The sequence below is a fragment of the Haladaptatus sp. QDMS2 genome, assembly GCF_029338295.1.
In the GTDB taxonomy this organism is placed as follows: Archaea; Halobacteriota; Halobacteria; order Halobacteriales; family Halococcaceae; genus QDMS2.
On record NZ_CP119792.1, the window covers coordinates 80,446 to 104,179 of the forward strand.

Sequence of the window (23,734 nt, forward strand, 5' to 3'; positions counted from 1 at the left end):
AACAACCCCGACCTCAAGGGTCGGGGTTCTCGCCCTGCTCCGCCTATAGAGCATACGGTCGGCATCCGTCAACGATAATCCAGATTGTTGCCCCATCGACTTCGTGGCCGAATAACGGCTCTTCAGGGCGGACAATCTGAAGAATATCGCGTCACCAAGGACGACTCGACGCGGGCTGAAATTGGCCATGGCAGTGATGTCCTTGCGTTTTATTAGCCGTTTTAACGTCGCCTGGTTTGCCGTTTGGGGCTAGTACCCACCGATGGAGTACCCACCGTCAACGAGCAATTCGGCGCCGGTAATCCACTCGGCGTGGTCGCTCGCGAAAAACCGGACAACTTTCCCAACGTCTCCCGGTTCGCCGACACGCGGGAGCGGCGTTTTTTCTGCCTGACGGCGGCGCGTCGCCTCGTCGTTTTGGTCCTGCATCGGCGTTTTCACCACTCCAGGAAGAACGGTGTTGACGGTCACGCCCTCGTCTGCGACTTCGAGCGCCAAGTCTCGGGTGAGGTTGACGATACCCGCTTTCGTCGCCGAGTACGGCGGGCCGCCCCCACCCATGTAGGCGTTTACACTGCTGACGTTGACGATGCGGCCCTGCGATGAGTTGACCAGATGCGGGATGGCGTACTTCGCCGTGAGGAAGTAACTCGTCAGGTTCACGTCGACGACGTGGTGCCAGTCGTCTGCGGTGACGTCCTGTGAGGACCCAAGCACCTGGGTGCCCACGTTGTTTACGAGGATGTCGAGTCCACCGAACTCGTCGACGGTTGTTTCGACTACCGCCTCGATGGCCGATTCGTCGGTGACGTCGGTCTTCGCGAAAACCGCGTTGACACCCGACTCCTGTTCGACGAGTTCAGCCGTCGGGAGGGAGACGTCTGTCTGATAGTACTTGCCCTGTTTTGGCGTCTCTCGAATGTCCGCGACGACAATGTTCACGCCCGCATCTGCGAGTTCGCGAGCGATGCCACGACCGATGCCTGAGCTTGCGCCGGTTATCAACGCGGTTTTTCCTTCGAGCGACATACTTGTGAGCAGTATGTGGTTGACTCCACCACATTACTGTTCGGATGAAAGTCGACACAACAGCTGTACTCGAGTTTGTGCAGGTACACTGCCCGAATTATATTTGTTCGATGTTCACATCGTGTAGTATAGCTCACCATGTTCGACGTATCTCCGAGGCGACTCGTCGACAGTAGCTGTCACACGGGGGAGGGACCGCTTTGGCACCCCGACGAGGAACGACTGTACTGGGTCGACATCCCGGCTGGCGTCCTCTATCGGTACGACCCCGCGGTGGATGAACACGAACGCTGCTACGAGACGGACGTCATCGGCGGGTTCACCATCCAAGCTGACGGTTCACTTCTTCTGTTCGAGGATGGGGGACGCGTCGAGCGGTGGCACGAGGGCATCACCGACGTCCTCATCGACGAACTCCCACGGGAACGAAATTCTCGGTTCAACGACGTCGTGGCGGACCCACGAGGCCGCGTGTTCTGTGGGACGATGCCGACGGAGACTCGTCTCGGACGGCTCTATCGTCTCGACACCGACGGAACTCTGTCGCAGGTGGTAGACGGCCTCGACATCCCGAACGGACTCGGCTTCTCACCTGACGGGGACGATCTCTATGTCACGGAGTCCCGCGCAAGTACGGTCTACCGATACGAGTACGACGAGGAAACCGGAGCACTCGCGAACCCCGACGTGTTCATCGACTGCTCAGACGAACCAGGTGTTCCAGATGGTCTCGCCGTCGACGAGGAGGGGTACGTCTGGTCTGCGCGGTGGGACGGCGGGTGTCTCGTCCGGTACGCTCCAGATGGAACGGAAGTTCGACGAATCGAATTTCCCGCACGGAAGGTTTCGAGCGTCACGTTCGGCGGTGAAGACCGCACCAACGCCTACGTCACGACGGCACTCGGGCCGGGCGACGGGCCACCAGGTGACCGGGCAGACGAAGGTCCCGGTGCCGGAGCACTCTTCGGCTTTGAGATTGCTGTTCCCGGGCTGCCCGAAAACCGGTCGAAAATCGACTTCTGACGCCCTGTATCCAATTCCCTCTCGTTTCTCTGTGCGCCAGTGACCCAGAACACACTGATTATTCGTAATAACTGAGTCGCTCTACGACCTCTGCGAAGGCAACGTTCTCTCGTACGTCGGTAATCTTGACGCGAACGCGTTCGCCCTGCTCTGTATCAGGAATGATGACGACGAAGCCGCGTTCGACGCGGGTGATGCCGTCTCCCTGGTCGCCGAGACTCTCGATTTCGACGGTGCGCTCTTCGCCCTCTGTGACCGGTTGTTCTGACTGTGCAGATGCAGACGAGGTGGACGATTTTGCTTGTTCGACCTCGTGGCGTTCTGCCTCTGACTCAGTCGGCTCCGCGACGATTGCCACGCGGTACGTTTTGCCCGCTTCGAGGCCGCCGAGACGCAGCTCCTGTTCTGGAACTTCGATGTGGTAGGATTCGCCGTGATTTTCGATTTGTGCAGAAAACAGACACTGAAATTGCTCTATAAACTCCATTTAGGCTCTGACGGCAGAATTTCGACGGACGAACCTTGTAATTTCCGCTTAGATGTTACGAAAAACCGAGGCCATAGGCAAATGGGCAGACGGCTACCTCCCACAAGACGGCCCAAAAGCTTCTCACTCACCACCTGTATCTTTGCGTCAGCAACAGTGCCCGCACGTTCCAACACCTCGGTCCTCCCCTCACCCAAGATCTCCACCACGCAATGAACACAGCCCCCTCCATCGCGGTCATCGACATCGGCAGTACGCGCATTCGCTACGCGAGCGCCACGCCAGACGGACCCGGAAACATCCACACCGAACCGACCCGTCCAGCACACCTGCTGTCCCAGCTCACCGAAATCGTCGAACGCCTCGCAGAGACTACTTCAATCGAAGCTGTCTCCATCTCGACGACCGGCCTGGTCGACGCAAAACGAGGAATCATCTCCGAGTTCGACACCCCGGACGGCGAGACGCTTCGAGACCTCCCCGTTGCAGAAACCATCGAATCACAGTTGAACCTCCCAACAAAAGTCGAAAACGACTGTACGGCCGCGGCACTCGGCGAGGACACCTTCGGTGCTGGTCACGAGTATTCGACCGTCGTGCACGTGACCTTCGGGACGGGTATCGGTGCGGGCGTCGTCGTAGACGGCGAGCCAATCCGGGGCGAGCGCGGGTTCGCCGCAGAGGTCGGCCTCTTCCCAATCGTCGCAGACGGCGACCTCTGGAGCACGGACGTCCGCGGCGCGTGGGAAGCCTACTGCTCGGGACGGGGAATCGCCCAGTTCGCAACCCACGAACTCGCCCTCGATGAGCGCGATTCGCTCCTTCGAGATAGTGACTCGCTCACCGCACCCGATGTTTTCGACGCCGCAGCTGAAGGCGACCCGCTCGCCCAGTCGTGCCTCGATCGAATCGCTCGCTACAACGCTGCGGGCATCGGCGCAATCGTGAACGCCTTCGACCCGGGCATCATCACCCTCGGTGGGTCAGTGGCGCTCAAGAATCCCGAGTGGATACTTGGAGGTATCCACGAGCACATCGACGACTACGTTCTTGCCGACCCACCCACCATCGAACTCACGGCACTGGGTGCGGACATCGAATTGTACGGCGCAACGGCGAATTACTTCGATGCGACGAAGACCCAACCAGTTCCAAAACCGCGAACAGACTGAAGAGTTCTTACGTGTCCACCAGTCTCATCTAGCTGTCAGTCGCCAAGCCTCACAACCGCACTCATCGCGCTCTCTCTATCCACTCAATTATCAAATATCTACACCCATCCCACTCTCTATTCTCTCACTTCTGTGTTCTCTCAACCAACAAAACTCTGCTGAAAACCGTCGTATGGCGGCCATATTTGATAGACATCTAGCAAAAATCCAATAAATTTATTATTGATATTGGCACATATCAGGTCATGATGGTCGATCTAACCATCACGCACCGATCCCCCCACGGAAGTACGACCCCCCATAGAGAGGCACCGCGCGCGAGCTATGTGTGAATCCTGCGTTTCGACAATCGACCTCTTCCCAGACGTCACCGTCCACGTCGGTTACGACGCGACGCTCGACGCAGAGAAAGACCGGCTCCTCGAAGGCGATATGGTCCTCGAATCGGACACGAAATATCGCATCTCGCAGGCTGAGTGGTTCGAACTCTGGGATTCGCTCGCGAAGAAACTCCCCGACGAGGAAGCGATGGGAAAAGACCCGAGCGAAACGATGGAGTGTGCCTCCTGTAAGCGCCCACTCTTTCCCATCCCAGCTATCGACACGGACTGTCTCGTGTGTGAAAAATCGAAAGTCGAGACCACGTCCCGAATCGCAGACGGCGCACCCCCCATCGAACGCGACGAATACGAGCAGGAGCTCGCAGACGACGATAGAGAAGACCCAATCACCTTGGCACTCAGGTCGGGGCTCATCTGTCCGGAGGGCCACTGGGTGTGCACGGATTGCCTGGTGCATAGACGCGCAGCGCTCGAACTTGTGTAGCCTGCATTCGTTGACATCCTCCCTGCCTTGAAGTCGGGGTTTTAGCTGAAAGAGAGGGCGCTAAGCCCCCTTCCTCAACGAGCGTCGAAGACGCGAGCGAGTAGGGCGGGGATACAGCGCCCGCACGAGTCACAGACACGCTAATCAGTATCCTTAATAAACCACATTACGTACGAGTTGACACGTCGTATGATGTACAGCCCACGCTTCCGATTGTTCCCGAATACGGAGCAACGCCAAGCGATGGACTGGACGCGAAACACCGTGCGACAACTCTACAACCACGCACTCAACGAATTCGAGCAAATCCCTGAAGACGCGGGCACCCTCCGCCAGCGCGTCTGGATGGTTCGAGACACACTCCCCGCTCTCAAAGACTGGTGGCCCGACCTCAAACAAGTCTACTCCACCGTCCTTCAGAAATCTGTCGAGCGCATCCGCGACAACATCCAGAACCTCGGAAAGCTCAAAGCGAAGGGGTACAACGTTGGGTCGTTGAATTGGAAGAAACCGCGTGAGTACAGGAGTTTCACGTACCGACAATCGGGCTTCGAACTCGACAAGAAGAGTGGTCCGAACAACCGGGGGCTCCTGATACTCAAGAAACTCAAAGGCGAAACCCACGAAATCCCGATTCGCCTCCACCGTGACCTTCCAGCCCACGACTCGATTAAAGAAGTCACGCTCAAGAAAGAGCCAACGGGCGCGTGGTACGTCTCGTTCTGCATCAAGACTGAGACACCAGAGAAACCCACCGTCAAAGACATCAACCCCGAGGAAACCGTGGGTCTCGACCTCGGCGTACTCAACTTCGTCTACGACTCCAAGGGCCGTTCGATAGGCCGACTTGACTTATCGGACGACCGGGAGCGCCTCGAACGCGAGCAACGCTCACTCTCCCGCAAAGACTACGAGTCGAACAACTGGGAGAAACAACGCCTCAGGGTTGCGGAAGTTCACGCCCGGATGTCGAACAAAAAGCAGGACTTCAAGCACAAGCTCGCGCACTTCTACACGACGGAGTACGACGCCGTGTTCGTTGAAAACCTGAACGTGAAAGGAATGCTCGAATCCTCTGAGAACGCTCGCAACAAGGCCGAAGTCGGGTGGCGTGACTTCATCACGATTCTCGAACACCACGGCGACAAGAACGGTTGTTACGTGGTGCAAGTTAACCCGAGAGGGACGACTAAAGAATGCGCGTCGTGTGGTGTCTCAACGTGGAATCCCCTCTGGGTACGAGAGCATTCGTGTCCGGCGTGTGGGTTCGAACTCGACCGAGACTGGAACGCGTCGTTGAACGTCCTCAATAGAGGACTCTCAAAACTAGGAGTGGTTCACTCCGAAGCAACGCCTGCGGAGACTGCAACCGCTGTGTCCACGGATGGGGGCAATTCTTCGTCCTTCGTCGTGGATGCAAGTCGCGTCGTGGAAACAGGAAGCCCCGCCCTCAAGGAAGCCGCGCCAGCGGCTGAGTAGGGCGGGGTAGTTCACGCGACCGCGATGTGGTCGTCGCCTTCGGAGAGGGTGGTCACGTCGTCGTAAAGCTGGAGGGCGTGCTTTATGAGACGGCTGTCTGTCTCGAGGGCGCTCCACGTGGATGCTGCGTTCTGGACGTTTCGCATCTCCCCAGCAGTGAGGTCTTCTTCGACGAGCAGTCCTCTGAGTTCGTCGTGGGTGTCGACATTAAATTCCGCCTGCAGTTCCTCGAGTTGCTGTGTGGCATTCACGAGGCTGTTCTCGAGTTCTTCACGGGAGTTCTCGTTGATGAGGTCGAGGATTTCGTCGAGAAACAGTTTGACGGGGTTGGTGTCGTAGCGGGTGGTCCCGTCCTGGGTGTATTTCTTGACGTTGTTTTCTGCGAGCAGTGCCTCCAATTCACTGTCTGCTGTGGCCCAGGCGACGGCTGCTTCGTCGGCGATGTCTTTGATAGTCGCAGGTTCAGTGAGCGTTTCTACGACGAGGCGGACGCGTTCTCGGGCGCTATAGTGGTCTTTCCACGTTTCTGGGTCCGGGTCGCTCATGTCTCACCCTACGCAAATCCATCTCAAATAATTACCGATAACTCAACTATTTCGAATAAGGTGTTTCGGAAGTAGAGTCTGTGCAATTTTTCCCAACGTTTTCCGACGACGTAACTTACCGCTTGCCGCCGATGACCTTCGCGGCCGTCAACACCGGGTCCCACGTCGTGTTGAACGGCGGGGCGTACGCCAGGTCGTAGTCCGCGAGGTCATCGACGCTGATACCCTCGGTGACCGCCCCCACGAGCGCGTGACTGCGATGGACTGCGCCTTCGCCGTACTCGGAGACGAGACTTCCACCGAGCACTCGTCCCGAGGGCCGGTCGATGGTGAGCGTCACCTGTACGGTTCCACCTTCGGGATAGTAGCCAGCACGAGACTTCGCTTCGATGGTTTCGGTCAGTGGCTCGAAGCCAGCATCGCGAGCCACATCATGGTCAAGTACGCCGGTCCGAGCAGCCTCCACGTCGAACGCTTTGACGGCTGCAGTTCCCGCGACGCCACCCCCTGTTGTCGGCGTGCCTGCAACCGTCTGCCCTACGGCCCGTCCGTGTCGGTTGGCCGTCAACGCCAGCGGCACGTAGGCTGGTTTCTCGGTGACGACGTGCATCGCTTCCGCGCAGTCGCCTGCGGCGTACACGTCGGGAACGTTCGTCTCGCGGTAGGCGTCGGTTGCAATCGCGCCCGTCTCGCCGAGTTCGATACCCGCATCCTCTGCAAGTTCTGTCCGGGGACGGACGCCTGTCCCGACGAGCACCATCTCGACGGGAACGCTCGCTGAAGCGGTTTCGACAGCTTCGATGCCCTCGCCTCCCGTGAATGCCTCCACCTCTGCATCGAGATAGACGGCTACGTTCTGGTCGCGGAGGTGGTAGAGGACGGCTTCGCTCGTGGCCTCGCTGAACTCCTTGAGGATACGGTCACCGCGTTGAAAGAGGTGCACTTCGAAACCGTTTGCTGCGAGTGCTTCTGCCATCTCGATGCCGATGTACCCCCCGCCGACGATGGCCACTGGCCCCGTACACGATTCGAGAAACTGGCACGCTGGCCCACGGTCTGGTTGATGGAGTTCGTCCTCCGCACGCGCTCGGGTCACGAATTCTCGGAGGTCCTTTCCGTCGGCCATCGATCCGAGCGTGAAAACGCCTTTTTTCTCAAATCCCTCGATGGATGGCGTCACAGCCTCCGCCCCGGTCGCGATGAGGAGGTGGTCGAAGTCCTGGACGACCTCACCGCCGTCGTGACGTGCGGTGACCGTCTGGTTATCGGGGTCGATTTCGACGACTTCGTGGCCGGTCCGGAGGTCGATATCTCGCTCCGTGCGAAACTCCTCGGGAGTAATCGACACGAGGTCCTCGAGAGACTGGATTTCGCCCTTGATGTAATACGGCAGGCCACAGGCTCCGTAGGAAACCCACTTTCCCATCTCGAAAACGATGACCTCCAGGTCGGGATTGTCGCGCTTTGCCTTGCTGGCGGCCGACATCCCCGCAGCATCGCCCCCGATGATAACGAACCTCGCCATAGCTTCATCTTCGGCCACGCGAGGTATAAATTCAGGCCGCGTTGGCGATTCGAGAACCTTACCAACCGAAGTCCTCGTGAAGCTGCCTCCCTTCCTCGTTCAGAACCGGTCCCACCACGTCGCTGACGCCAGCTAGAATTTCTGCCGAGCGGACGGCTGGTTCGTGCCCGGTGAAGTCTCCTATCTCGTCGCCTCCGACGCTGTAGACCACGCGCCCGAATCCGGCTGTCGCCATTCCACCCGCGCACATCGGACAGGGTTCGGTGCTCGTGTACATCACCATCTCCGCGCGTTCGTCGGCGTCGTACTCCCGGCATGCACGGTAGGCGAGGTGGAGTTCTGGATGGCGTCGAATGTCGTCTTGCGTGTGGACGCGATTCGAATCGCGCAGGATAATCTGGTCGTCGCGGACGAGGACGGACCCGAACGGATTGTCGCCCCGGGCGATGGCCTCACGCGCCAACTCAAATGCCGCCCGTATGTGCGATTCGTGGTCGAACTCATCGAACTTCGATGAAGGCATAGCTGTAAACAGGTACGAAGAGGGGAGTCTTAATTTCGTGTCTAAGTGCAGGCTACTGGTGAATCCAGTTTACAAGCAACAGATGCCTGCTTCCGAACCCTTCTTATCTCGTGGGACCTCAAACCCGGCCGTGACATTTACTCACATTCCCCTCTCACTGCAAACGAGTGCGAACGGCCGTCCTGTATCGTCCTCAACTACTGGTCGCTCGCGGTCGGAGGGTCGCTGATGGCTCCCTCTCGACTCGGGCGGCTGCTGTACGGCGGCGTCCTCGCCTACACTGCAATCGAGAACCTTCGCAATCTCGAGGGGCGTACCGCATATGCTGACGCAAAAGACGTCCCGCTTCCGGACGTCCTTGTTCCCGCATCGAGTGCGATGTTGCTGGTCGCGAGCATCGGAATAATGCTCTGGCGCGCGCCGAAACTCGCTGCCGCGGCACTCGTCGGGTGGTTCCTCGCGATTACGCCCACGATGCACGATTTCTGGAATCACGAGGAAGAAAACCGACAGTCTGAACGGATTCAGTTCCTGAAGAATACGGCGATGCTTGGCGCAGCAGTCATGCTCTTTTCGCGGGCTCGGTCTTCGACCGACTCAGACCAGGTGAAATAACCGCCTAATCGAAGCTTTTGTCCTGCAATTTACAACGGAAAAACGGTGTGCAGTTCGACGTTACTGGATGTAAACCGATATAACGAGCCTGCACCGATTCGAAATTGTGACTACTCCTACCGCCGACGAACGCCCCGCACGCACGGTCGGCCTGCGCGACCTCTTACTCTTGAGTGTCGGGGGCATGATTGGGTCGTCGGTGTTCTTCTTTCCCGCCTTCACCGGGCTTTGGGTGGGGCCAGCCGCGATTCTCGCCTGGTTGCTCGCGGGCCTCGGCATGGTGAGCATCGCGCTTTGCTACACCGAACTCGCCACTGCCTTCCCGAAGTCTGGTGGACCGGCCATTTTCCCCGCAAAGACACTCGGAGCAAATGCGTTCGTCCGTCAGTTCACATCCTACCTCGCAGGCACGTCCTACGCCCTTGGGTGGGTGTTCGGCGTCGCCGTCTCGGCGTGGTACGTGGCGAACTACCTCGGCACCATCCCCGAATTCACGGGTGCGAGCGGCCAACCCGTGTTGTTCGGACTGCTCGCAATCGGCGCGAGCCTCGCCGTCACCCTCGCGGGCATCGACGTGACCAAACGAACGAATCTCGTGCTCACTGCGTTCATCCTCGCCGTTCTCACGCTGGTCGCCGGTGTCGGCTTGACGAACGGTGACCCTGCGAACGCCACGCCGTTCATCACTGGAACAGGAATGCAGTTTCTCGCCGCAATCGGCGTCGCCATCACGGGCTATGGTGCGTGGACCGTCGTTCCTGCGGCGGCCGGGGAAGTTAAAAATCCGAATCGGACGATTCCCCGCGCCATCGTCGGCAGTCTCCTCCTCACCACTGTCTTCTACACGGCAATCGTCGTCGCCATCCACCTCACCGTCCCTCCGAGCGCGTTCCAGCAAGGGGAACTCGTGATGGTCGCCCCGCTTTCTGCTGTCGTCGTCGGTGCAGGTATCCCGCTGTTCGCGAACTACTTGCTCCCGGTCGCCGCGCTCATCGCCATCTTCACCACCATGCTCGTGGGCATGACGAGCGCGTCTCGCGTCCTCGCCGCGCTTGCAGACCAGGGTCTCTTCCCGCGTGTTTTTGCTGCGACGAGCACACGAACGAACGCCCCCTATCTCGCACTCTGTGTCATCGCCGTCGCCGCGAGCGCTGTCGTCGTTGGGAAACAGGTCATCGGCGGCATCGTCCTTGCTGCTCTCGTCGGGACGGTGCTTCCCTACACAATCAACGTCGCAGCGTTCGTCGGCCTGCGCGTATTTCGCACCGACATTTCCGCGCCGTTCCGCGCACCGGGCGGCCTCTTGACTGCCGTCGTCGCTCTCTGTTTCCTCGGGTTACTCGCGATGGGCCTCTCGGTCGACCACCCCTTCGCCGCGCTCCTCACGCTTGGCGTACTGGTTTCAGGATTCGTCCTGCAGTATGCGTTCGGTGCGATGTCGGCGACAGACGACGTTCCCACGTAGTCAGTCCATCGGGTGGCGAATGAGCCGTCCGTGCTCGACCTTCATGCAGTGGTCCTGGACGACGTCCAATCCCGCGTCCTCGGCCATCTTGGCCGCCTCGTAATTTTTAATCTCGAGTTGCATCCAGATCGCCTTCACGTCGCCACGGGCGATTGCCTCTTCTACAATTCCGGGAACTTCCTCTGCGGGGCGGAAAATCTGCACCACGTCGACGGTTCCTGGCACGTCGGCGAGTGAGTCGTAGGCGGGTTCGCCAAAAATCTCGTCTGCCGTCGGATTGACCGGGATGATTTCGTAGCCGTGGCGCTGGAGGTACGCGGGCACGATGTGGGCGTCCTTCTCGAAAGACGTAGATGCGCCGACGACAGCGATTCGCTTGTAGCCGAGAATCCGGCGAAGCCCGTCGTTGTCTTCGATTGGCATACCAAACGTACTGTGAGCAAACAGATGAGCCTATTGCCGGGAAATCCTCACCACGCCAATCTCGGCGCCTCAGACGAGTTGTTCGACGAGCGAATCGACCATCTGCACTTCGTCATCGTTGATTTCGTGACCAAGGTCGTCGTACAGCCGGGCTGTTACTGCTGCGTCGAGTGCTTCAAAGACCACTGCCGAGTCGCGAAACCGGTCTACGCTCACGTACGAATCGTCGGTACTGCAGCCAAGGAAGACGGGCGTGCCATCGAGGGAGCCCTCAACGTCCCGGCTCGCCTCTGGTCCAAGCAGACTTCCCGAGAGCACGGCGAGACCCCCGTAGCGACGTGGATTCCTGACGACAAACTCGCTTGCAATCCCGCCTCCCTGAGAAAAGCCCATGAGCAGGGTTCGTTTGGGGGGAACACCAGCATCCGCGGCGACATCGAGTGCTTCAGAGATACGGTCGAGCGCCGAGGTGAACCACGGTTCGTTGGCCGCAAACGGCCCGTATCCTGAACGCGGATACCACGTTCTGCGTGCAGCCTGCGGAGCGAGGTACATCACACCGTGATGGTGAAATTCGTCTATCAAGGTGAGCATATGATTCCCCGTCGAACCGCGCCCGTGGAGCAAGATGACCGCGGCCTCGGCTGCCTGCGGGGGTGCACCTGCAACTTCGAGGGGCTGACCCCGGTGTGGGTCGTCTTCGAATTCGACGGTGAACGGGTCGCTCATTCACTCGCTCCAGGTACCCCGGAAACATCGAGTGGGGTGAGTTGTCCCTCTATCATCTCGCGGTCCTCTTCGAGCCACGGCGGGAGAAACAGCGATTGACCGAGCGTCTCGAGGTCCAGCTCGGCAGTCAGCCCGGGCGCTTCAGTCGCGAGTTCGAACAGGATGCCGCCCGGTTCGCGGACGTACAGCGAGTAAAAGAAGTGCCGGTCCTTCACGCGCGAGACGTTGTATCCCCGCTCTCTGAACAGGTCGTACCACTCGTATAGTTGCTCCTCATCTTCAACACGGACGGCGACGTGGTGGATGGAACCCGCGCCTTCTCGTCCGTAGTCTGCGTCTCTATCGAGGAGGTCGACGACAGTCGCCCGGTCGCCCGGAGCCTGATACCGGACGCGGTCGCCTTCTTGATTGACGAGTTCGAAGCCGAGCGTGTCCAGCACACTCGCGGTCACGAACACGTTCGTCGAAAGGAGGGTGACGCCGTGGATGCCGCGAATCGCGTGTTCGGCCGGAACTGCCCCGTCTGCCCAGGGTTCGACTGGGGAATCACCGGTGACGAGTTCGAGGTGCGTGCCGTCCGGGTCAGCAAAGCGTAGTACCGTCTCGTCGAACCGCTCGAACGGTCCTTCGACGGTGATGTCGCGGTCTGCGAGTCGGGCTTCCCAGTAAGACACCGAATTCTCGGGGATGGTGAGCGCGGCTGTCGTAATCTGGGGTTTCCCCTCTCGTCCGTCGTCCTCTGCGGGATAGGGAAAGAACGTCAGCGCGGTTCCGGGCGACCCGGTTTCGTCGCCGTAGAAGAGGTGGCGTGTGAACTTCTCGTTGAAGTTCACCGTCTGCTTGACCAGACGCAGGCCGAGGACGCCTGTGTAGAAGTCGAAATTCTGCTGGGCATCGCGGACGATGCCGGTGATGTGGTGGATGCCGGGAGTGTCTGTGAGCATGGACGAAGCGTACCGTGAGTAGCGGTGGGTGGCGAATGAGTGTTCGGTTGGGGGTGACAGTGTTCAGGCACGTCACCGAGATTCGAACGCCCGTTTCATTCGCAAAGCGTGACCGCTGCGGTCCTTAGGAACGAGGTGCCGACCGTCTGGGCGCTTTTGGAGGGTGCATTTCCCCAAGCCAGAACCCTGCCAGCGCCAACAGCAGTGCTGCTGGCGCGACCAACAAGCCAATGCTGGCCAGTCCGAAAAGCGTCAGTAAAAGGAGGGGAACGGCAGCCACCCACACGAGTGCGCGGCGCTCAGTCCACGCACCGTAGCCTCCGACTAGGGCGAACACGAGGATGAACACCGACCAGAAAAAGAGCGCTGGATCGGCTCCCTCTACCCCAAGGAGATAGTCGATTCCAACCGGCCCACGCACGGGGGTGCACACGCCGCTACTCGTGCATACTTCGCCCGTTCCGAGTGGAAGGAACAAGATGACCAACCCGAGGAGTACTCCCAGCCCCGACCCGAGAAGCCCTGCGGTGGCACCCTTCGAAAAACTAGCCTCGCGTTCCATGCTACGTGTAGGCGATGCGAAATCTTAACGATTCGTCAGGGTCAGAGAGTGGCCTTTCACCGAGCGAGCACCCGTTCCGGCCACATTTTCACCTGTTGTAGCTTCCAGTGGACCCGAACAATCGGTAGCTACAACTGCTATCCGTCAACCCTCACTTCAGGTTGCAATCGTCGCTGGCTCTTCGTCAAGATTGATTCGACGCCCGTAGATGAGCAGCCAGAGAATCAGCAGGACTTCACCGACGAATGTGAACGCAGCGACCTCGAACGAGTAGTTCGCGAGGAGCACACGGCCAAAGCTATCGATAACGTAGCCCGCGCCGGCGATGACCAGGAGGACGCCGAGCACCTTCGGGATGTATCCAGATTTGTACGAGGGGACGGCACTGGACTGGTACATCAGATAGCCAAGTAACACCAGATGGAGGCCAACCAGAATCAGTGCTGCGTCCCAGATTTCGTAGAAGGCGTTGACGCCGAGGAGTGCCTGGGCGTATTGTTGCTCTGTGGTAAACACCGCACCCACATCGCCAGCATTCAAAATCGAGAGCACACCCGTGAGCTGGGCGATGGCGACCATGAAAATACCGGCGAACACCATCCTGAACCACGCGGTGAGCAGCGCGACGCCGCGGTTTACCGGCCTGAACACAGCATACAGTGCCCAGGCGACGATGAGGTCGAGGACAGCGACGGTCAAGAGACTCGCGATACCGAGGCGGAACGCCCCTTCAGCGTTGAGAATCGCGGTTGCGGTTGCCGTGGCATCGCCCGGTGTGATGAGTCCCCCTAGGATGACGAAATTCGCGTAGGCAGCGAGGGGAGTCATCGCCAGAAGCGCGATTCCAGCGAGTATACTTCCCCGTCGCACGGATCGGTTCGCGATAGCCGACCGCTCGATATCTGTAGGGTGGCCATCAGGCGCTCTGAACGTAGCTCCAGCCATTCGTCTTTGATGGGCACGAGGCAGCATATCCATGTCGCCTCGATAACCTGATACGGGTGTCTGAGCGCCAGTGGACGGAAAAATACGGAATGTCCGTCCTCCCGGAGCTTCGCGTGTGAATTTCCCCTGACGGCAGAATCTCCTGAGATTGCACTACTTTGACGGTCGATTCACGCTCCCACTTCCCATCGGAGTGCATCCACTGTTGCGGCGACACCCTCGACCGCTCTTACCACCGGGCGAAAGGCTATATCACACGTCCAGCAATGCACTGACAAGTGATGACAACTATCAATCGGGTGCACGCGAGAGAGATTCTCGACTGTCGGCTCGAACCGACGCTCAGAGTGATGGTCGAGACGGAGGGTGCAAGCGGGCAGGCCGACGTTCCCTGCGGTCGTTCGCGGGGCAAACACGAAGCCGTCGACCTTCGTGATGGTGGCGACAGGTACGCCGGTCGCGGGGTGCAAACGGCGGTCGAAAACGTCAACGAACGCATCGCGCCACAACTCGTCGGGCGTGAGGTCCTCGCCCAGCGGGCCATCGACGAGGTGCTGCTCGAACTCGATGGTACGGACCAGAAGTCGAATCTGGGCGGAAACGCGACTACGGGCGTCTCACTCGCCGTTGCGAAGTGCGCCGCGAACAGCCGGAAACTCCCCCTGTATCGCTATTTGGGCGACGTGGGGGCGCGCACCCTCCCGGTTCCGTTTTTCGACCTCATCGAGGGCGGAGAACTCGCGGCGGGCACACTGGATTTCCAGGAACACCAGGTGGTCCCCACCGGCGCGGAGTCGTTCTCACAGGCGATTCAAATGTGCGCCGAGGTGTACTACGAACTCGGTGACCAACTGGCGCGTGACTACGGCGACCGCTCTCGAAACGTCGGCGTCGAGGGGGGCTACACACCGGGCGGCATGAACGACCCACGAGACGCCTTCGAAGCGGAATTGCAGGCCATCGAGGAATTGGGCTACGGGGACGAATTCGTCCTCGCCGCAGACGTCGCTGCCTCGCACTTCTACGACGAGAATTCGGGAACTTACGCGCTGATGGACGAGCAGTACACGCGTGGAGAACTCCTCGATTTCTACGCCGAGTTGACCGAGACGTATCCGGTGGTTTCGCTCGAAGACCCGCTTGAGGAAGACGATTTCGAGGGCTACAGGGAACTCGCCGACACGCTCGACATTCAGATTATCGGTGACGACCTCTTCGTCACGAATCCGAAGCGACTCCAGCGCGGTATCGACGAAGGCGCGGCGAACGCGCTTCTCTTGAAGGTAAACCAGGTCGGAACCCTCTCGGAGGCGCTCGACGCCGCCTCGCTCGCTGTAGAAAACGGGTACGCGGTGCAGGTTTCGGAACGCTCGGGACAGACGCCGGACACTTGGCTCGCGGACCTCGCCGTCGGTCTCGACGCCGGGCAAATCAAGACTGGCGTGAGTCGCGGCGAACGGACCGAACAGTACAACCGACTCCTCGAAATCGAAGCGGAACAGGAACGAACCGCGTACGCTGGCCCGTTCTGGGACTGATTCATGACGTACGTTGTCATCATCAAAGCGGGTCAGCGATGATTCAAAACAAATCGGAACTCACCGACCACGGGGAACGGGACGCCCGCGTATCGTTGCTCGACATCGGTGAGCATTCCTTAGCCCACATTCACCCACAGCAGCTCATCGACGACCACCTGACGGTTGACGGAAGCGTGCTGGCGGTGGACGGCGAACGATACGACCTGTCGACAGCCGGGGACGTGTTCATCGTCGGTGCGGGGAAGGGCTCTTCGGCTCTCGCGGGAGCCCTCCGCGAACGTCTCGGTGACCGCGTAACCGACGGCGTCGTCGTCGAAAAACACGGGCAGGGCGATTCTGTTCCCGGTATCGACGTGTACGAAGCGGGCCACCCGATACCGGACGACGACGGACGGCGTGCAACGCAGGCACTCCTGGAGCTGGTCGAAGCAGCCGGTGCGGACGACCTGGTGTTCGTCTGCATCACGGGTGGTGCGTCGGCACAGCTGGTCGCGCCTCCCTCGGACGTTTCGGTCGCGGACCTTGCGTCGATGACCGAACTCCTCCTGCATGGAGGCCTCCCCATCGAGGAAATCAACACCGTCCGAAAACACGTTTCCACCATCAAGGGCGGACGACTCACCGAGCGAATCGCGCCAGCAACCTGCGTCTCGCTCATCATTGTCGACGAAGTCGCGGGTGACCCCTGGGGGCCGACCGTCCCGGACATGACGACGTACGACGACGCGATTGGCGTGCTCGCTCGGCGTAACCTCTGGGAGCGGGTTCCAGCGTCGATACGCTCGCATCTCGAAGCCAGGCACCGGGGCGAGGTTGCTGAGACGCCGCCGCCGGAATCCTTGACGGGAGTTCCCGGCCAGACGGTCGTCCTCGCAAACGCCACCGATCTGTGCGAAGCGGCGGTCGCCGGTGCGAAGAAGCGCGGATTCAATTCGATGCTCCTTTCGAGCGTCATTGAGGGCGAAAGCCGCACGGTCGGGACGGTGCTCGCTTCGATTGCGAAGGAGATTCGCCACCACGATCGCCCCATCGAACCGCCGTGCGTCGTCGTCTCAGGTGGCGAAACGACGGTGACGATTTCCGACGAGGCTGGCACGGGCGGGCCGAATCAAGAACTCGCCCTACAGTTCGCGGTAGACGCAGCCGAGTTACCGGGGGTGGCATTGCTCGCGCTCGGGACCGACGGAACGGATGGCCCAACCGACATCGCGGGCGGCCTCGTCGACGGAACGACGGCGCGTCGCGCTCGCGAGAACGATATCGACCTCTTTTCGCACCTGACGGGTCACGACACCTCGCCTGCGTTGGCCGAACTCGGTGACGCAGTCCTGACCGGTGCGACCGGAACGAACGTGATGGACCTTCGGCTCTTGCTCGTCACTCGTGAGTCACAGAAGGGCTAATGTCGTCTCTGCCCGAGTAGAGGGTATGGGAGCGTACACCGGGACGACGGCGCTTATCGAGGCCCTCCGCGACCCGCGACGCAACGTGGCCGCGCTGCTCGTCGTCGCCGCTGCGCTCTTTGGCGCAATGCAAATCGGGTCCAGGGAGGCGTACTACACCGCCTCGCTGGTCATCTTTACCGTCTGGATGGCCTGGTTCATCCTGACGGCCATCGAGTGGCTCAAGCGGGCGGACTTTTAGCTGGTTGTACGGTCTGACGCCGTCGTCGCGCTCGATTCAAATCGAATACTGCGCCCCCTATCCGACGAGTTTGGCCAATTTCTCGAGCGAGTCGTTCCAGCCTGCGGTGGCGTCCTCGGAGGGGATGGCCACAGGGATGCCTGCCTGGTGGACTGTCACTTTCGTCCCATCGGGGACTTCCTCGAAGGTGATGGTGACCGTCATCTCGCCGGCCATGGCCGGGTCGTCGGTTTCGAACTCGTCAGTGTGGACGATGCGCTCTCCGGGCACGAGTTCGAGGTACGTCCCCCCGAAGGAGTGGTCGTACGCGGCGAATTCCTCTGTCTCTCCCGTGAACGTAATACGGAACGTCCCTCCTTCTTTGGGTTCTAGGTGGTGTACCGTGGCGCTGAATCCGGTCGGCGGGAGCCACGCAGCGAGCTGGTCGGGGTCGAGAAACGCCTCGTAAACCCGTTCCGGTGGCGCCTTGATGACGCGACTCACCGTAATGCTCCCGCGCTCTCTCGTTTCAGTGTCGGTCATGCGTCCACCTCCTCGTGTGCAGTCGCTTTCCCTTCGACCAGTTCTGCGAGTCGGTCCCAGGTTTCGCGGGCACCCGCTTCCATCCCTGAAGCGACGCTTGCGTCGCGGTCTGCGACGCTCTGGAAGACGGACCTGACCGTCAACAAGGTCATTCCGTCCACCTCCTCGAAGGTCGCCGTCTCCATCGATACGTGTCCGGGTGCGCCTTCGTATTCGAACGTCTGGACGATGCGCTCTGCGGGGACGACATCGTGATAGACGCCGTGGAAGGCGTGCTCGTTTCCGTCGGCGTCGATGTTGAGAAAGCGCCACGACCCACCGGGCCGGGCGTCCATCGTCTCAACCTCGGTCGTGTACCGCCTCGGTCCCCACCACTTGGGGATGTGCTCGGGATTCACGTTCGCCTCGAAGACACGGTCTCGTGGCGCGTCGAAGTGCCGTGAGATGCTGAGTTCGTGCGTTCCCGCTTCGACGGTCAGGTTCGTCTCACCTGGTCGTTGCGCGTTCGATTCTACCCCACCATTCGTTTCGTCAGTAGTCATGGGTCTTGGTTCTCCAGATGGTCTGCGAGTGCGTCGAACCGGTCTTCCCAGAAGACACGGTAGCGGGTCAACCACCCGAACGCTGCTGACAGCGGTGCGGCGTGGAGGTGTGCTCTGCGAACGCGGCCGTCTTGTTCGAATTCGATGAGGTCGGCGTCTTCGAGTACTTGCAGATGTTTTGACACTGCCGCGAGCGAGACGTCGTGAGGCGCTGCGAGCGCCCCGACACTCTCTGGACCGTCCGCAATCTCCTCGAGAATCGCTCGTCGAATCGGGTGGGCGAGCGCCTGAAAGATTGCGTCGAGGTCTGGTTCGTTCGGCACTTGTTCAACCATCTGGTTAAACATAGGCTGCCCCTATATTTAACCATTTAGTTGAATGTGAAAGTGTGTCGAATTTGCCGACGAGACCGGTGCTGCCGACCACCACACCTTCAACGGCGTCGTCTGTGACCTCTCGCTGGACTATCGCGAGTTAACTCGTTCGACGGCGTTCACGAGTCGGGACGCCCCGTTCTCCAACTCGACCACTGGGTCTGCAGGTTCGTCGTGTTCGAAAATCGCCCACTCGACGCCTTGGGCTTGAGCGATTCGCATGGCCTGGGAAGCGTCGAGGTCACCATCGCCGAGACTTGCGAATTCGCCGGTCGCAAAGTACATGTCCTTGACGTGGATGGAGGGGACGCGGTCGCCGAGTGCTTCAAGGCGTGCGTAGGGGTCTTCGCCCGCAGTTCCGACCCATCCGAGGTCGAGTTCGAACTCGACACGGTCGTCTACACGGTCGAGCAATACGTCGAAGGCGACCTCGCCATCAACGTCGGCGAATTCGTGGGCGTGGTTGTGGTAGAGAAAACGAAGCCCGTGCGAATCGAGCGTTCGAGCAAAGCCTGAGAGGAGGTCGGCGGTCGCTTCGACACGGTCGCGTGAATCGAAATATGAAGGGTCGAGGTAGGGAAGGACTACCGTCTCACAGTCAAGCGTCTCACAGGCCTCAGCGAGTGCGGCCTCGTCGGTTTCGAGGGTTTCGACGCTCGCCGAGAGATTCGCCAGTTCGAGGTCGTGGGAGGCGAGGGTGGAAGCAACGTCCGTCGGTGAGTTCATCGATTCGTATGCAAATTCGACACCATCGAGGGGCGTAGAAGCCACGCGGGCGACCAACTGGTCGAGCGACTCGTCGAGGGCACGCAGGGTGTAGAGTTGAATCGCAGTTCGCATAGCTGACCCACTGAGGTGAGCCCCTTAGTGATTCCCCCGAGCAACGTTCGTAGGAACACCAACTGCTGTTCGTGATACGTGACTTGATGGTAATAATTCTGGGAAAGTACGATAAAATAGAATATTTGAAGTAGGTAATGTTAATCTGATTGAATGTGGCTAAAAAGACTACTCGGCCGGGCTCTTTTCGTTCACGCCGTCGATTCCTCAAATCCGCGGCTGGCGGTCTGAGCCTCGCGGCGCTAGGAACGTACGGTGTGGCGGCGAACGAGGATATCCCGGGTGTCCGGCGACGGTACCGAATTTGTCCGAACGAACCGGACGAGACGTGGGTTCACAAGTACGAGGCGGTACGCCCCGGACCGACCACGATGATCGTCGCTGGGCTTCATGGTGATGAGGAGTCGGGCTGGCGTGCCGCAGACAAGATGATCGACTGGCGCGTCGAAACCGGTCGTATCGTGGTCATCCCGCGTGCGAGTGCCCGAGCAGTCGAAAAGCGAGTAAGAGGACTCGACAGTGACCCGAATCGTGACTATCCACCGACCGGGGAGTGTTACACCGAGATTGCGCGAGAAATTTGGGGTGAGGTCGAACGGTACGACCCGGATTTACTCCTCAGCTTGCACTCGAGTTACGGCATCTACAAGAGTGGCGACGGTGGCGTGGGACAGGCGATTTTCCCGACCCAGCACGGCGATGCTCGCGAGATGAGCCAGAAAACGTGTGAAGCGCTCAACCGTGGATACGGACTCGATGGAAAGTGGCGGTACCGACTCGGAAACACGCTGAGCGAGCGCCACACCAAACTCATGCATCGGGCGGGTGCGCAACTGAATACCCGGGGTGTAATTGCAGAAACCACTGAGAAGTGGCCGTCACTCGAAGACCAGATGACGTGGCAGCGTTTTACGGTCAGACACCTCATGCAGCAGATTGGTCACAGAAAAGGCCTGTATTCTGAGTGAGTGTTCGAGGGAGTAACGATACCTTAGACACACTACTGACAAACTGAACCGCGGGTAGTGGTTACCGGAGTTACAAGGAGACCTGCTCTACGGGGCTCGCATCGTGGCCGGCGAAAGGTGAGCGGGGGTTTTGAGCGTACGAGCGTCCCGTATCGGGTTGTGGTCGGCGGTGGCCGATACAGTTCTCCGGATTTACCCGCTCTAGGTTGGTTGTTAGCTGAACTCGTTGCAGACCGGAATTCCCATCGTGTCATAATCGCTCATCGAAGCGAGCGTTTCGGGTACCTCGTCAAGTGAAATCGTGGACGAGACGAGTTTCGTTGGGTCGAGCTTTCCGGTCTTGATCATGTCGAGCATCTCTGTGTAACGTGATGGTTGTAAGCCGAGCGACCCCCGAAAGTCGATTTCTTTCGCAACGAACTCGTCTGTGGGAAGCGGAACCTTCCCCTTCTCCTCTGAGGTGGTCAACCCAATTTGGACGTGGCGACCCCCTTTTCTGAGAGAATTTACTGCGTTCAGACAGGTCGTCTTGATGCCGAGCGCATCGACCGAACAGTCTGCACCTCCGTTGGTTATCGCGCGAACCTCCTTCGCCGGGTCGTCGACGTCGCTCGCATTTATCGTCTCGACCGCGCCGAGGCTCTTTGCTTTCTCGAGTTTGTTGTCGAAGAGGTCGACGCCGATGACGTTCGCGCCGAGCGCATCGGCAATATGGACTGCGGAGAGACCGATACCACCGAGGCCGTGGACCACGACGTCCTCGCCGTTTCCAACGTTACCACGGTGGGCCATCGCGTGGAACGATGTCATAAACCGACAGCCGATTCCTGCTGCTGTATCTGCGTCGATGCTGTCGGGCAGCGGGACGGCGTTGATATCAGCGTTCGGAATGTGGACCTCCTCTGCGAACGCACCGGGTGCTTCGTTCATGAAGCCGAGCCCGATGTGGTTTTCACAAATGTTCTCGTGACCATTGCGACAGAGGTCACATTTCCCGCACGCGAAATTAAACGGAATCGCGATGTGGTCGCCTTCAGAGACGCTTTCTACGTCTTCGCCGACTTCGACGACCGTTCCACAGGGCTCGTGACCGAGGACGTGCGGTGGGTCTGGCCGGTATCCGAACCAATCCCAGTCACCCTGCCAGCAGTGCCAGTCACTTCGACAGACCCCACAGCCGTCGACTTTGGCGACGACGCCGTGTGGTTCTGGTTCTGGTCGTTCGACTTCCTGTACTTCGAGCGGTTCTTGGAATTCCTCCAGTACTACAGCGCGCATTGCAATCCATGAACTATCATGATATATTAAAAATTTACCGGTTTGTGCAAATAGCAGTAATTTGTAATCGCAAAATACGAAATCGGGTTTTATAATAATGCATAATTAGAAACAATTAAGGGGGCGTGCGATACACTCCCTAACGCGATGTCGACTGATTCACCCCCCTCAACGAAATCGAATGGAACGGTCAAACAGCGTCACCGAGATGCGGCAGAAGAGTTGATTCCACGCGAACCAGGCAAGCTGTTCATCGGCGGCGAGTGGGTCGAGAGTGCCTCTGGACAGACGTTCGAGACGCACGACCCGACGACCGGGGAGTCACTCGCGTCGGTCCAAGCGGGGACCAGTGCAGATATTGACCGAGCGGTCGAGGCTGCTTGGGACGCCTACGAAAACCGCTGGTCGAGTTTTTCTGCGGCCGATCGACAGGCTGTGCTCACAGAGATTGCTGACCGTATCGAGGCGCGAACGGAGGACTTCGCCCGCCTCGAAACGCTCGACAACGGGAAACCGGTCACCGAAGCCCGTCTGGATATCGGCCTGGTTATCGACCACTTTCGCTACTTCGCGGGTGCTGCTCGCGTAAACGAAGGGAGAACGGTTCCAACCGATACGGAAAATCACGTCCAGACGATTCGCGAGCCATACGGAGTGGTGGGGCAGATCATTCCGTGGAACTTCCCGCTGTTGATGGCCACCTGGAAACTCGCTCCAGCTCTCGCAGCCGGCAATACAGTTGTGCTGAAACCAGCGGAGGAGACGCCGCTTTCGATTCTCGAACTTATGCGCGAGGTCGAAGACGTCCTTCCAGCGGGCGTGGTGAACGTCGTCACCGGCTTCGGTGCTGAAGCGGGCGAACCGCTCTCGAAGCACGACAACATCCGAAAACTGGCGTTCACGGGTTCGACAGAGGTGGGCCGAGGCGTGATGAAAAACGCCGCCGACTCCATCACGGATATCACGCTCGAACTCGGCGGCAAGAGTCCGGTAATCATCTACCCGGACGCCGATGTCGAGAAGGCAGCAGCCATCGCGAGAGTGGGGATGTTCCACAACACCGGCGAGTGTTGCTGTGCGGGAACCCGACTCTTCGTCCACGAAGACATCGAGACAGAGTTCCTTGACGCGTTCGTCGACGAAATCGAGAATCTTCGCGTGGGTGATCCGCTGCTCGAAGACACGACCCTCGGACCAAAGGTCTCTCGTGAACAGGCCAACCGAACCATGGACTACATTACTGAAGCGCGGAACGTCGGTGGTGAGGTCCTCTCTGGTGGCGACGCCCCAGACGACGAGGAACTCGCCGAGGGCTGTTTCATCACTCCCACCGTCCTCACGAATCTCGACCACGAGAGTCGCCCGGTACAGGAGGAAATCTTCGGCCCCGTTGAGACCGTCTTTTCATGGTCGTCGTACGAGGAGATGATCGAGTTGGCCAACGACGTCGATTACGGTCTGGCCGCCGGCGTCATCACCGACGACCTCTCACAGGCGTATCAGACAGCCCGTGACATCGAAGCTGGAAACATCTGGGTGAACACGTACAACGAGTTCCCGGCCGGCCAGCCCTTCGGCGGCTACAAACAGTCGGGTATCGGACGAGAAACCGCCTTCGAGGCGATAGAGCACTACACGCAGACGAAGACCATCAACATCAGTCTGCAGTAACCAATCGCCTACACCAGCCGTTCGATATGCGGTGGACGCCAGCAGAATTCACTCGACTTGACT

25 protein-coding genes are annotated in these 23,734 nt (G+C 59.5%); 11 read left to right on the forward strand and 14 right to left on the reverse strand.

Going from position 1 to position 23,734, the window contains the following annotated elements; genetic code table 11:
* Positions 1 to 249 precede the first annotated feature (249 nt).
* Positions 250 to 1,029 carry an SDR family NAD(P)-dependent oxidoreductase gene (locus P1M51_RS16410; RefSeq protein ID WP_276248549.1) on the reverse strand — a complete coding sequence of 260 codons (780 nt, stop codon included), beginning with the start codon at positions 1,027 to 1,029 and terminating at the stop codon, positions 250 to 252.
* A gap of 138 nt (positions 1,030 to 1,167) precedes the next feature.
* Between P1M51_RS16410 and P1M51_RS16415 the strand changes: the two genes are divergently transcribed.
* A complete protein-coding gene (locus P1M51_RS16415) occupies positions 1,168 to 2,052 on the forward strand; it encodes an SMP-30/gluconolactonase/LRE family protein (protein ID WP_276275142.1) in 885 nt (294 codons plus the stop codon).
* A 58-nt stretch (positions 2,053 to 2,110) separates the two neighbouring features.
* Here the strand turns inward: P1M51_RS16415 and P1M51_RS16420 are convergent, their stop codons facing one another.
* On the reverse strand, positions 2,111 to 2,539 hold the full coding sequence (locus P1M51_RS16420; protein ID WP_276248547.1) for a TRAM domain-containing protein: 429 nt from the start codon (positions 2,537 to 2,539) through the stop codon (positions 2,111 to 2,113).
* Between the two features lie 212 nt (positions 2,540 to 2,751).
* On the opposite strand from P1M51_RS16420, the gene P1M51_RS16425 reads away from it, so the two are divergent.
* From P1M51_RS16425 to P1M51_RS16435, 3 genes are all read left to right on the forward strand, one after another.
* Complete coding sequence (locus tag P1M51_RS16425; RefSeq protein WP_276275143.1) at positions 2,752 to 3,711, forward strand: ROK family protein; 960 nt, start codon at positions 2,752 to 2,754, stop codon at positions 3,709 to 3,711.
* A 324-nt stretch (positions 3,712 to 4,035) separates the two neighbouring features.
* Positions 4,036 to 4,536 (forward strand): hypothetical protein, encoded by a 501-nt coding sequence (locus P1M51_RS16430; RefSeq protein WP_276248545.1) that lies wholly within the window; start codon positions 4,036 to 4,038, stop codon positions 4,534 to 4,536.
* Positions 4,537 to 4,725: 189 nt separating this feature from the next.
* Entirely contained in the window at positions 4,726 to 6,015 is a 1,290-nt protein-coding gene (locus tag P1M51_RS16435; protein WP_276275144.1) for a transposase, read from the forward strand.
* A gap of 11 nt (positions 6,016 to 6,026) precedes the next feature.
* Here the strand turns inward: P1M51_RS16435 and P1M51_RS16440 are convergent, their stop codons facing one another.
* The 3 genes from P1M51_RS16440 to P1M51_RS16450 all read right to left on the reverse strand — a co-directional run bounded on the left by P1M51_RS16440 (position 6,027) and on the right by P1M51_RS16450 (position 8,608).
* The gene (locus P1M51_RS16440; protein ID WP_276275145.1) at positions 6,027 to 6,560 is read right to left on the reverse strand and encodes an ArsR family transcriptional regulator; all 534 of its coding nucleotides are present in this window, start codon (positions 6,558 to 6,560) and stop codon (positions 6,027 to 6,029) included.
* Between the two features lie 115 nt (positions 6,561 to 6,675).
* Positions 6,676 to 8,085: an FAD-dependent oxidoreductase gene (locus P1M51_RS16445; RefSeq protein ID WP_276248542.1), complete on the reverse strand. Its 1,410-nt coding sequence runs from the start codon at positions 8,083 to 8,085 to the stop codon at positions 6,676 to 6,678.
* A 58-nt stretch (positions 8,086 to 8,143) separates the two neighbouring features.
* Positions 8,144 to 8,608, reverse strand: a complete 465-nt coding sequence (locus tag P1M51_RS16450; RefSeq protein ID WP_276275146.1) for a nucleoside deaminase — start codon at positions 8,606 to 8,608, stop codon at positions 8,144 to 8,146.
* 228 nt (positions 8,609 to 8,836) lie between these two features.
* On the opposite strand from P1M51_RS16450, the gene P1M51_RS16455 reads away from it, so the two are divergent.
* Positions 8,837 to 9,223: a DoxX family protein gene (locus tag P1M51_RS16455; RefSeq protein ID WP_276248540.1), complete on the forward strand. Its 387-nt coding sequence runs from the start codon at positions 8,837 to 8,839 to the stop codon at positions 9,221 to 9,223.
* Between the two features lie 106 nt (positions 9,224 to 9,329).
* Positions 9,330 to 10,688, forward strand: coding sequence for an APC family permease (locus tag P1M51_RS16460; protein WP_276275147.1), 1,359 nt, complete (start codon positions 9,330 to 9,332; stop codon positions 10,686 to 10,688).
* Here the strand turns inward: P1M51_RS16460 and P1M51_RS16465 are convergent, their stop codons facing one another.
* From P1M51_RS16465 to P1M51_RS16480, 4 genes are all read right to left on the reverse strand, one after another.
* Positions 10,689 to 11,111 (reverse strand): CoA-binding protein, encoded by a 423-nt coding sequence (locus P1M51_RS16465; protein WP_276248538.1) that lies wholly within the window; start codon positions 11,109 to 11,111, stop codon positions 10,689 to 10,691.
* Between the two features lie 69 nt (positions 11,112 to 11,180).
* A complete protein-coding gene (locus P1M51_RS16470; protein WP_276248537.1) occupies positions 11,181 to 11,840 on the reverse strand; it encodes an alpha/beta hydrolase in 660 nt (219 codons plus the stop codon).
* Positions 11,837 to 12,784: a VOC family protein gene (locus tag P1M51_RS16475; RefSeq protein WP_276275148.1), complete on the reverse strand. Its 948-nt coding sequence runs from the start codon at positions 12,782 to 12,784 to the stop codon at positions 11,837 to 11,839. The genes P1M51_RS16470 and P1M51_RS16475 overlap by 4 nt, the downstream gene beginning before the upstream one ends.
* 718 nt (positions 12,785 to 13,502) lie before the next feature.
* Entirely contained in the window at positions 13,503 to 14,216 is a 714-nt protein-coding gene (locus tag P1M51_RS16480) for a DUF4386 domain-containing protein (RefSeq protein WP_276248535.1), read from the reverse strand.
* Positions 14,217 to 14,572: 356 nt separating this feature from the next.
* Between P1M51_RS16480 and eno the strand changes: the two genes are divergently transcribed.
* From eno to P1M51_RS16495, 3 genes are read left to right on the forward strand one after another with little or no spacing between them, the layout of a single operon-like run.
* Positions 14,573 to 15,829, forward strand: coding sequence for a phosphopyruvate hydratase (gene eno / locus P1M51_RS16485; protein WP_276275149.1), 1,257 nt, complete (start codon positions 14,573 to 14,575; stop codon positions 15,827 to 15,829).
* A gap of 38 nt (positions 15,830 to 15,867) precedes the next feature.
* A complete protein-coding gene (locus tag P1M51_RS16490) occupies positions 15,868 to 17,235 on the forward strand; it encodes a glycerate kinase (protein WP_276275150.1) in 1,368 nt (455 codons plus the stop codon).
* A gap of 25 nt (positions 17,236 to 17,260) precedes the next feature.
* Positions 17,261 to 17,476, forward strand: coding sequence for a hypothetical protein (locus tag P1M51_RS16495; protein WP_276248532.1), 216 nt, complete (start codon positions 17,261 to 17,263; stop codon positions 17,474 to 17,476).
* A 57-nt stretch (positions 17,477 to 17,533) separates the two neighbouring features.
* Here the strand turns inward: P1M51_RS16495 and P1M51_RS16500 are convergent, their stop codons facing one another.
* The 4 genes from P1M51_RS16500 to P1M51_RS16515 all read right to left on the reverse strand — a co-directional run bounded on the left by P1M51_RS16500 (position 17,534) and on the right by P1M51_RS16515 (position 19,754).
* Positions 17,534 to 17,998 carry an SRPBCC family protein gene (locus P1M51_RS16500; protein WP_276248531.1) on the reverse strand — a complete coding sequence of 155 codons (465 nt, stop codon included), beginning with the start codon at positions 17,996 to 17,998 and terminating at the stop codon, positions 17,534 to 17,536.
* The gene (locus P1M51_RS16505) at positions 17,995 to 18,540 is read right to left on the reverse strand and encodes an SRPBCC family protein (RefSeq protein WP_276248530.1); all 546 of its coding nucleotides are present in this window, start codon (positions 18,538 to 18,540) and stop codon (positions 17,995 to 17,997) included. The genes P1M51_RS16500 and P1M51_RS16505 overlap by 4 nt, the downstream gene beginning before the upstream one ends.
* On the reverse strand, positions 18,537 to 18,875 hold the full coding sequence (locus P1M51_RS16510) for a helix-turn-helix transcriptional regulator (protein WP_276275151.1): 339 nt from the start codon (positions 18,873 to 18,875) through the stop codon (positions 18,537 to 18,539). The genes P1M51_RS16505 and P1M51_RS16510 overlap by 4 nt, the downstream gene beginning before the upstream one ends.
* A gap of 129 nt (positions 18,876 to 19,004) precedes the next feature.
* On the reverse strand, positions 19,005 to 19,754 hold the full coding sequence (locus P1M51_RS16515; protein ID WP_276275152.1) for a sugar phosphate isomerase/epimerase: 750 nt from the start codon (positions 19,752 to 19,754) through the stop codon (positions 19,005 to 19,007).
* 257 nt (positions 19,755 to 20,011) lie between these two features.
* On the opposite strand from P1M51_RS16515, the gene P1M51_RS16520 reads away from it, so the two are divergent.
* Positions 20,012 to 20,722, forward strand: coding sequence for a succinylglutamate desuccinylase/aspartoacylase family protein (locus P1M51_RS16520; RefSeq protein WP_276248527.1), 711 nt, complete (start codon positions 20,012 to 20,014; stop codon positions 20,720 to 20,722).
* Between the two features lie 213 nt (positions 20,723 to 20,935).
* Here P1M51_RS16520 and P1M51_RS16525 read toward each other — a convergent pair whose 3' ends face one another.
* Positions 20,936 to 22,000 carry a zinc-dependent alcohol dehydrogenase family protein gene (locus P1M51_RS16525; protein WP_276248526.1) on the reverse strand — a complete coding sequence of 355 codons (1,065 nt, stop codon included), beginning with the start codon at positions 21,998 to 22,000 and terminating at the stop codon, positions 20,936 to 20,938.
* 147 nt (positions 22,001 to 22,147) lie between these two features.
* Between P1M51_RS16525 and P1M51_RS16530 the strand changes: the two genes are divergently transcribed.
* Positions 22,148 to 23,671, forward strand: a complete 1,524-nt coding sequence (locus P1M51_RS16530) for an aldehyde dehydrogenase (protein WP_276248525.1) — start codon at positions 22,148 to 22,150, stop codon at positions 23,669 to 23,671.
* The last annotated feature ends 63 nt before the right edge of the window (positions 23,672 to 23,734 follow it).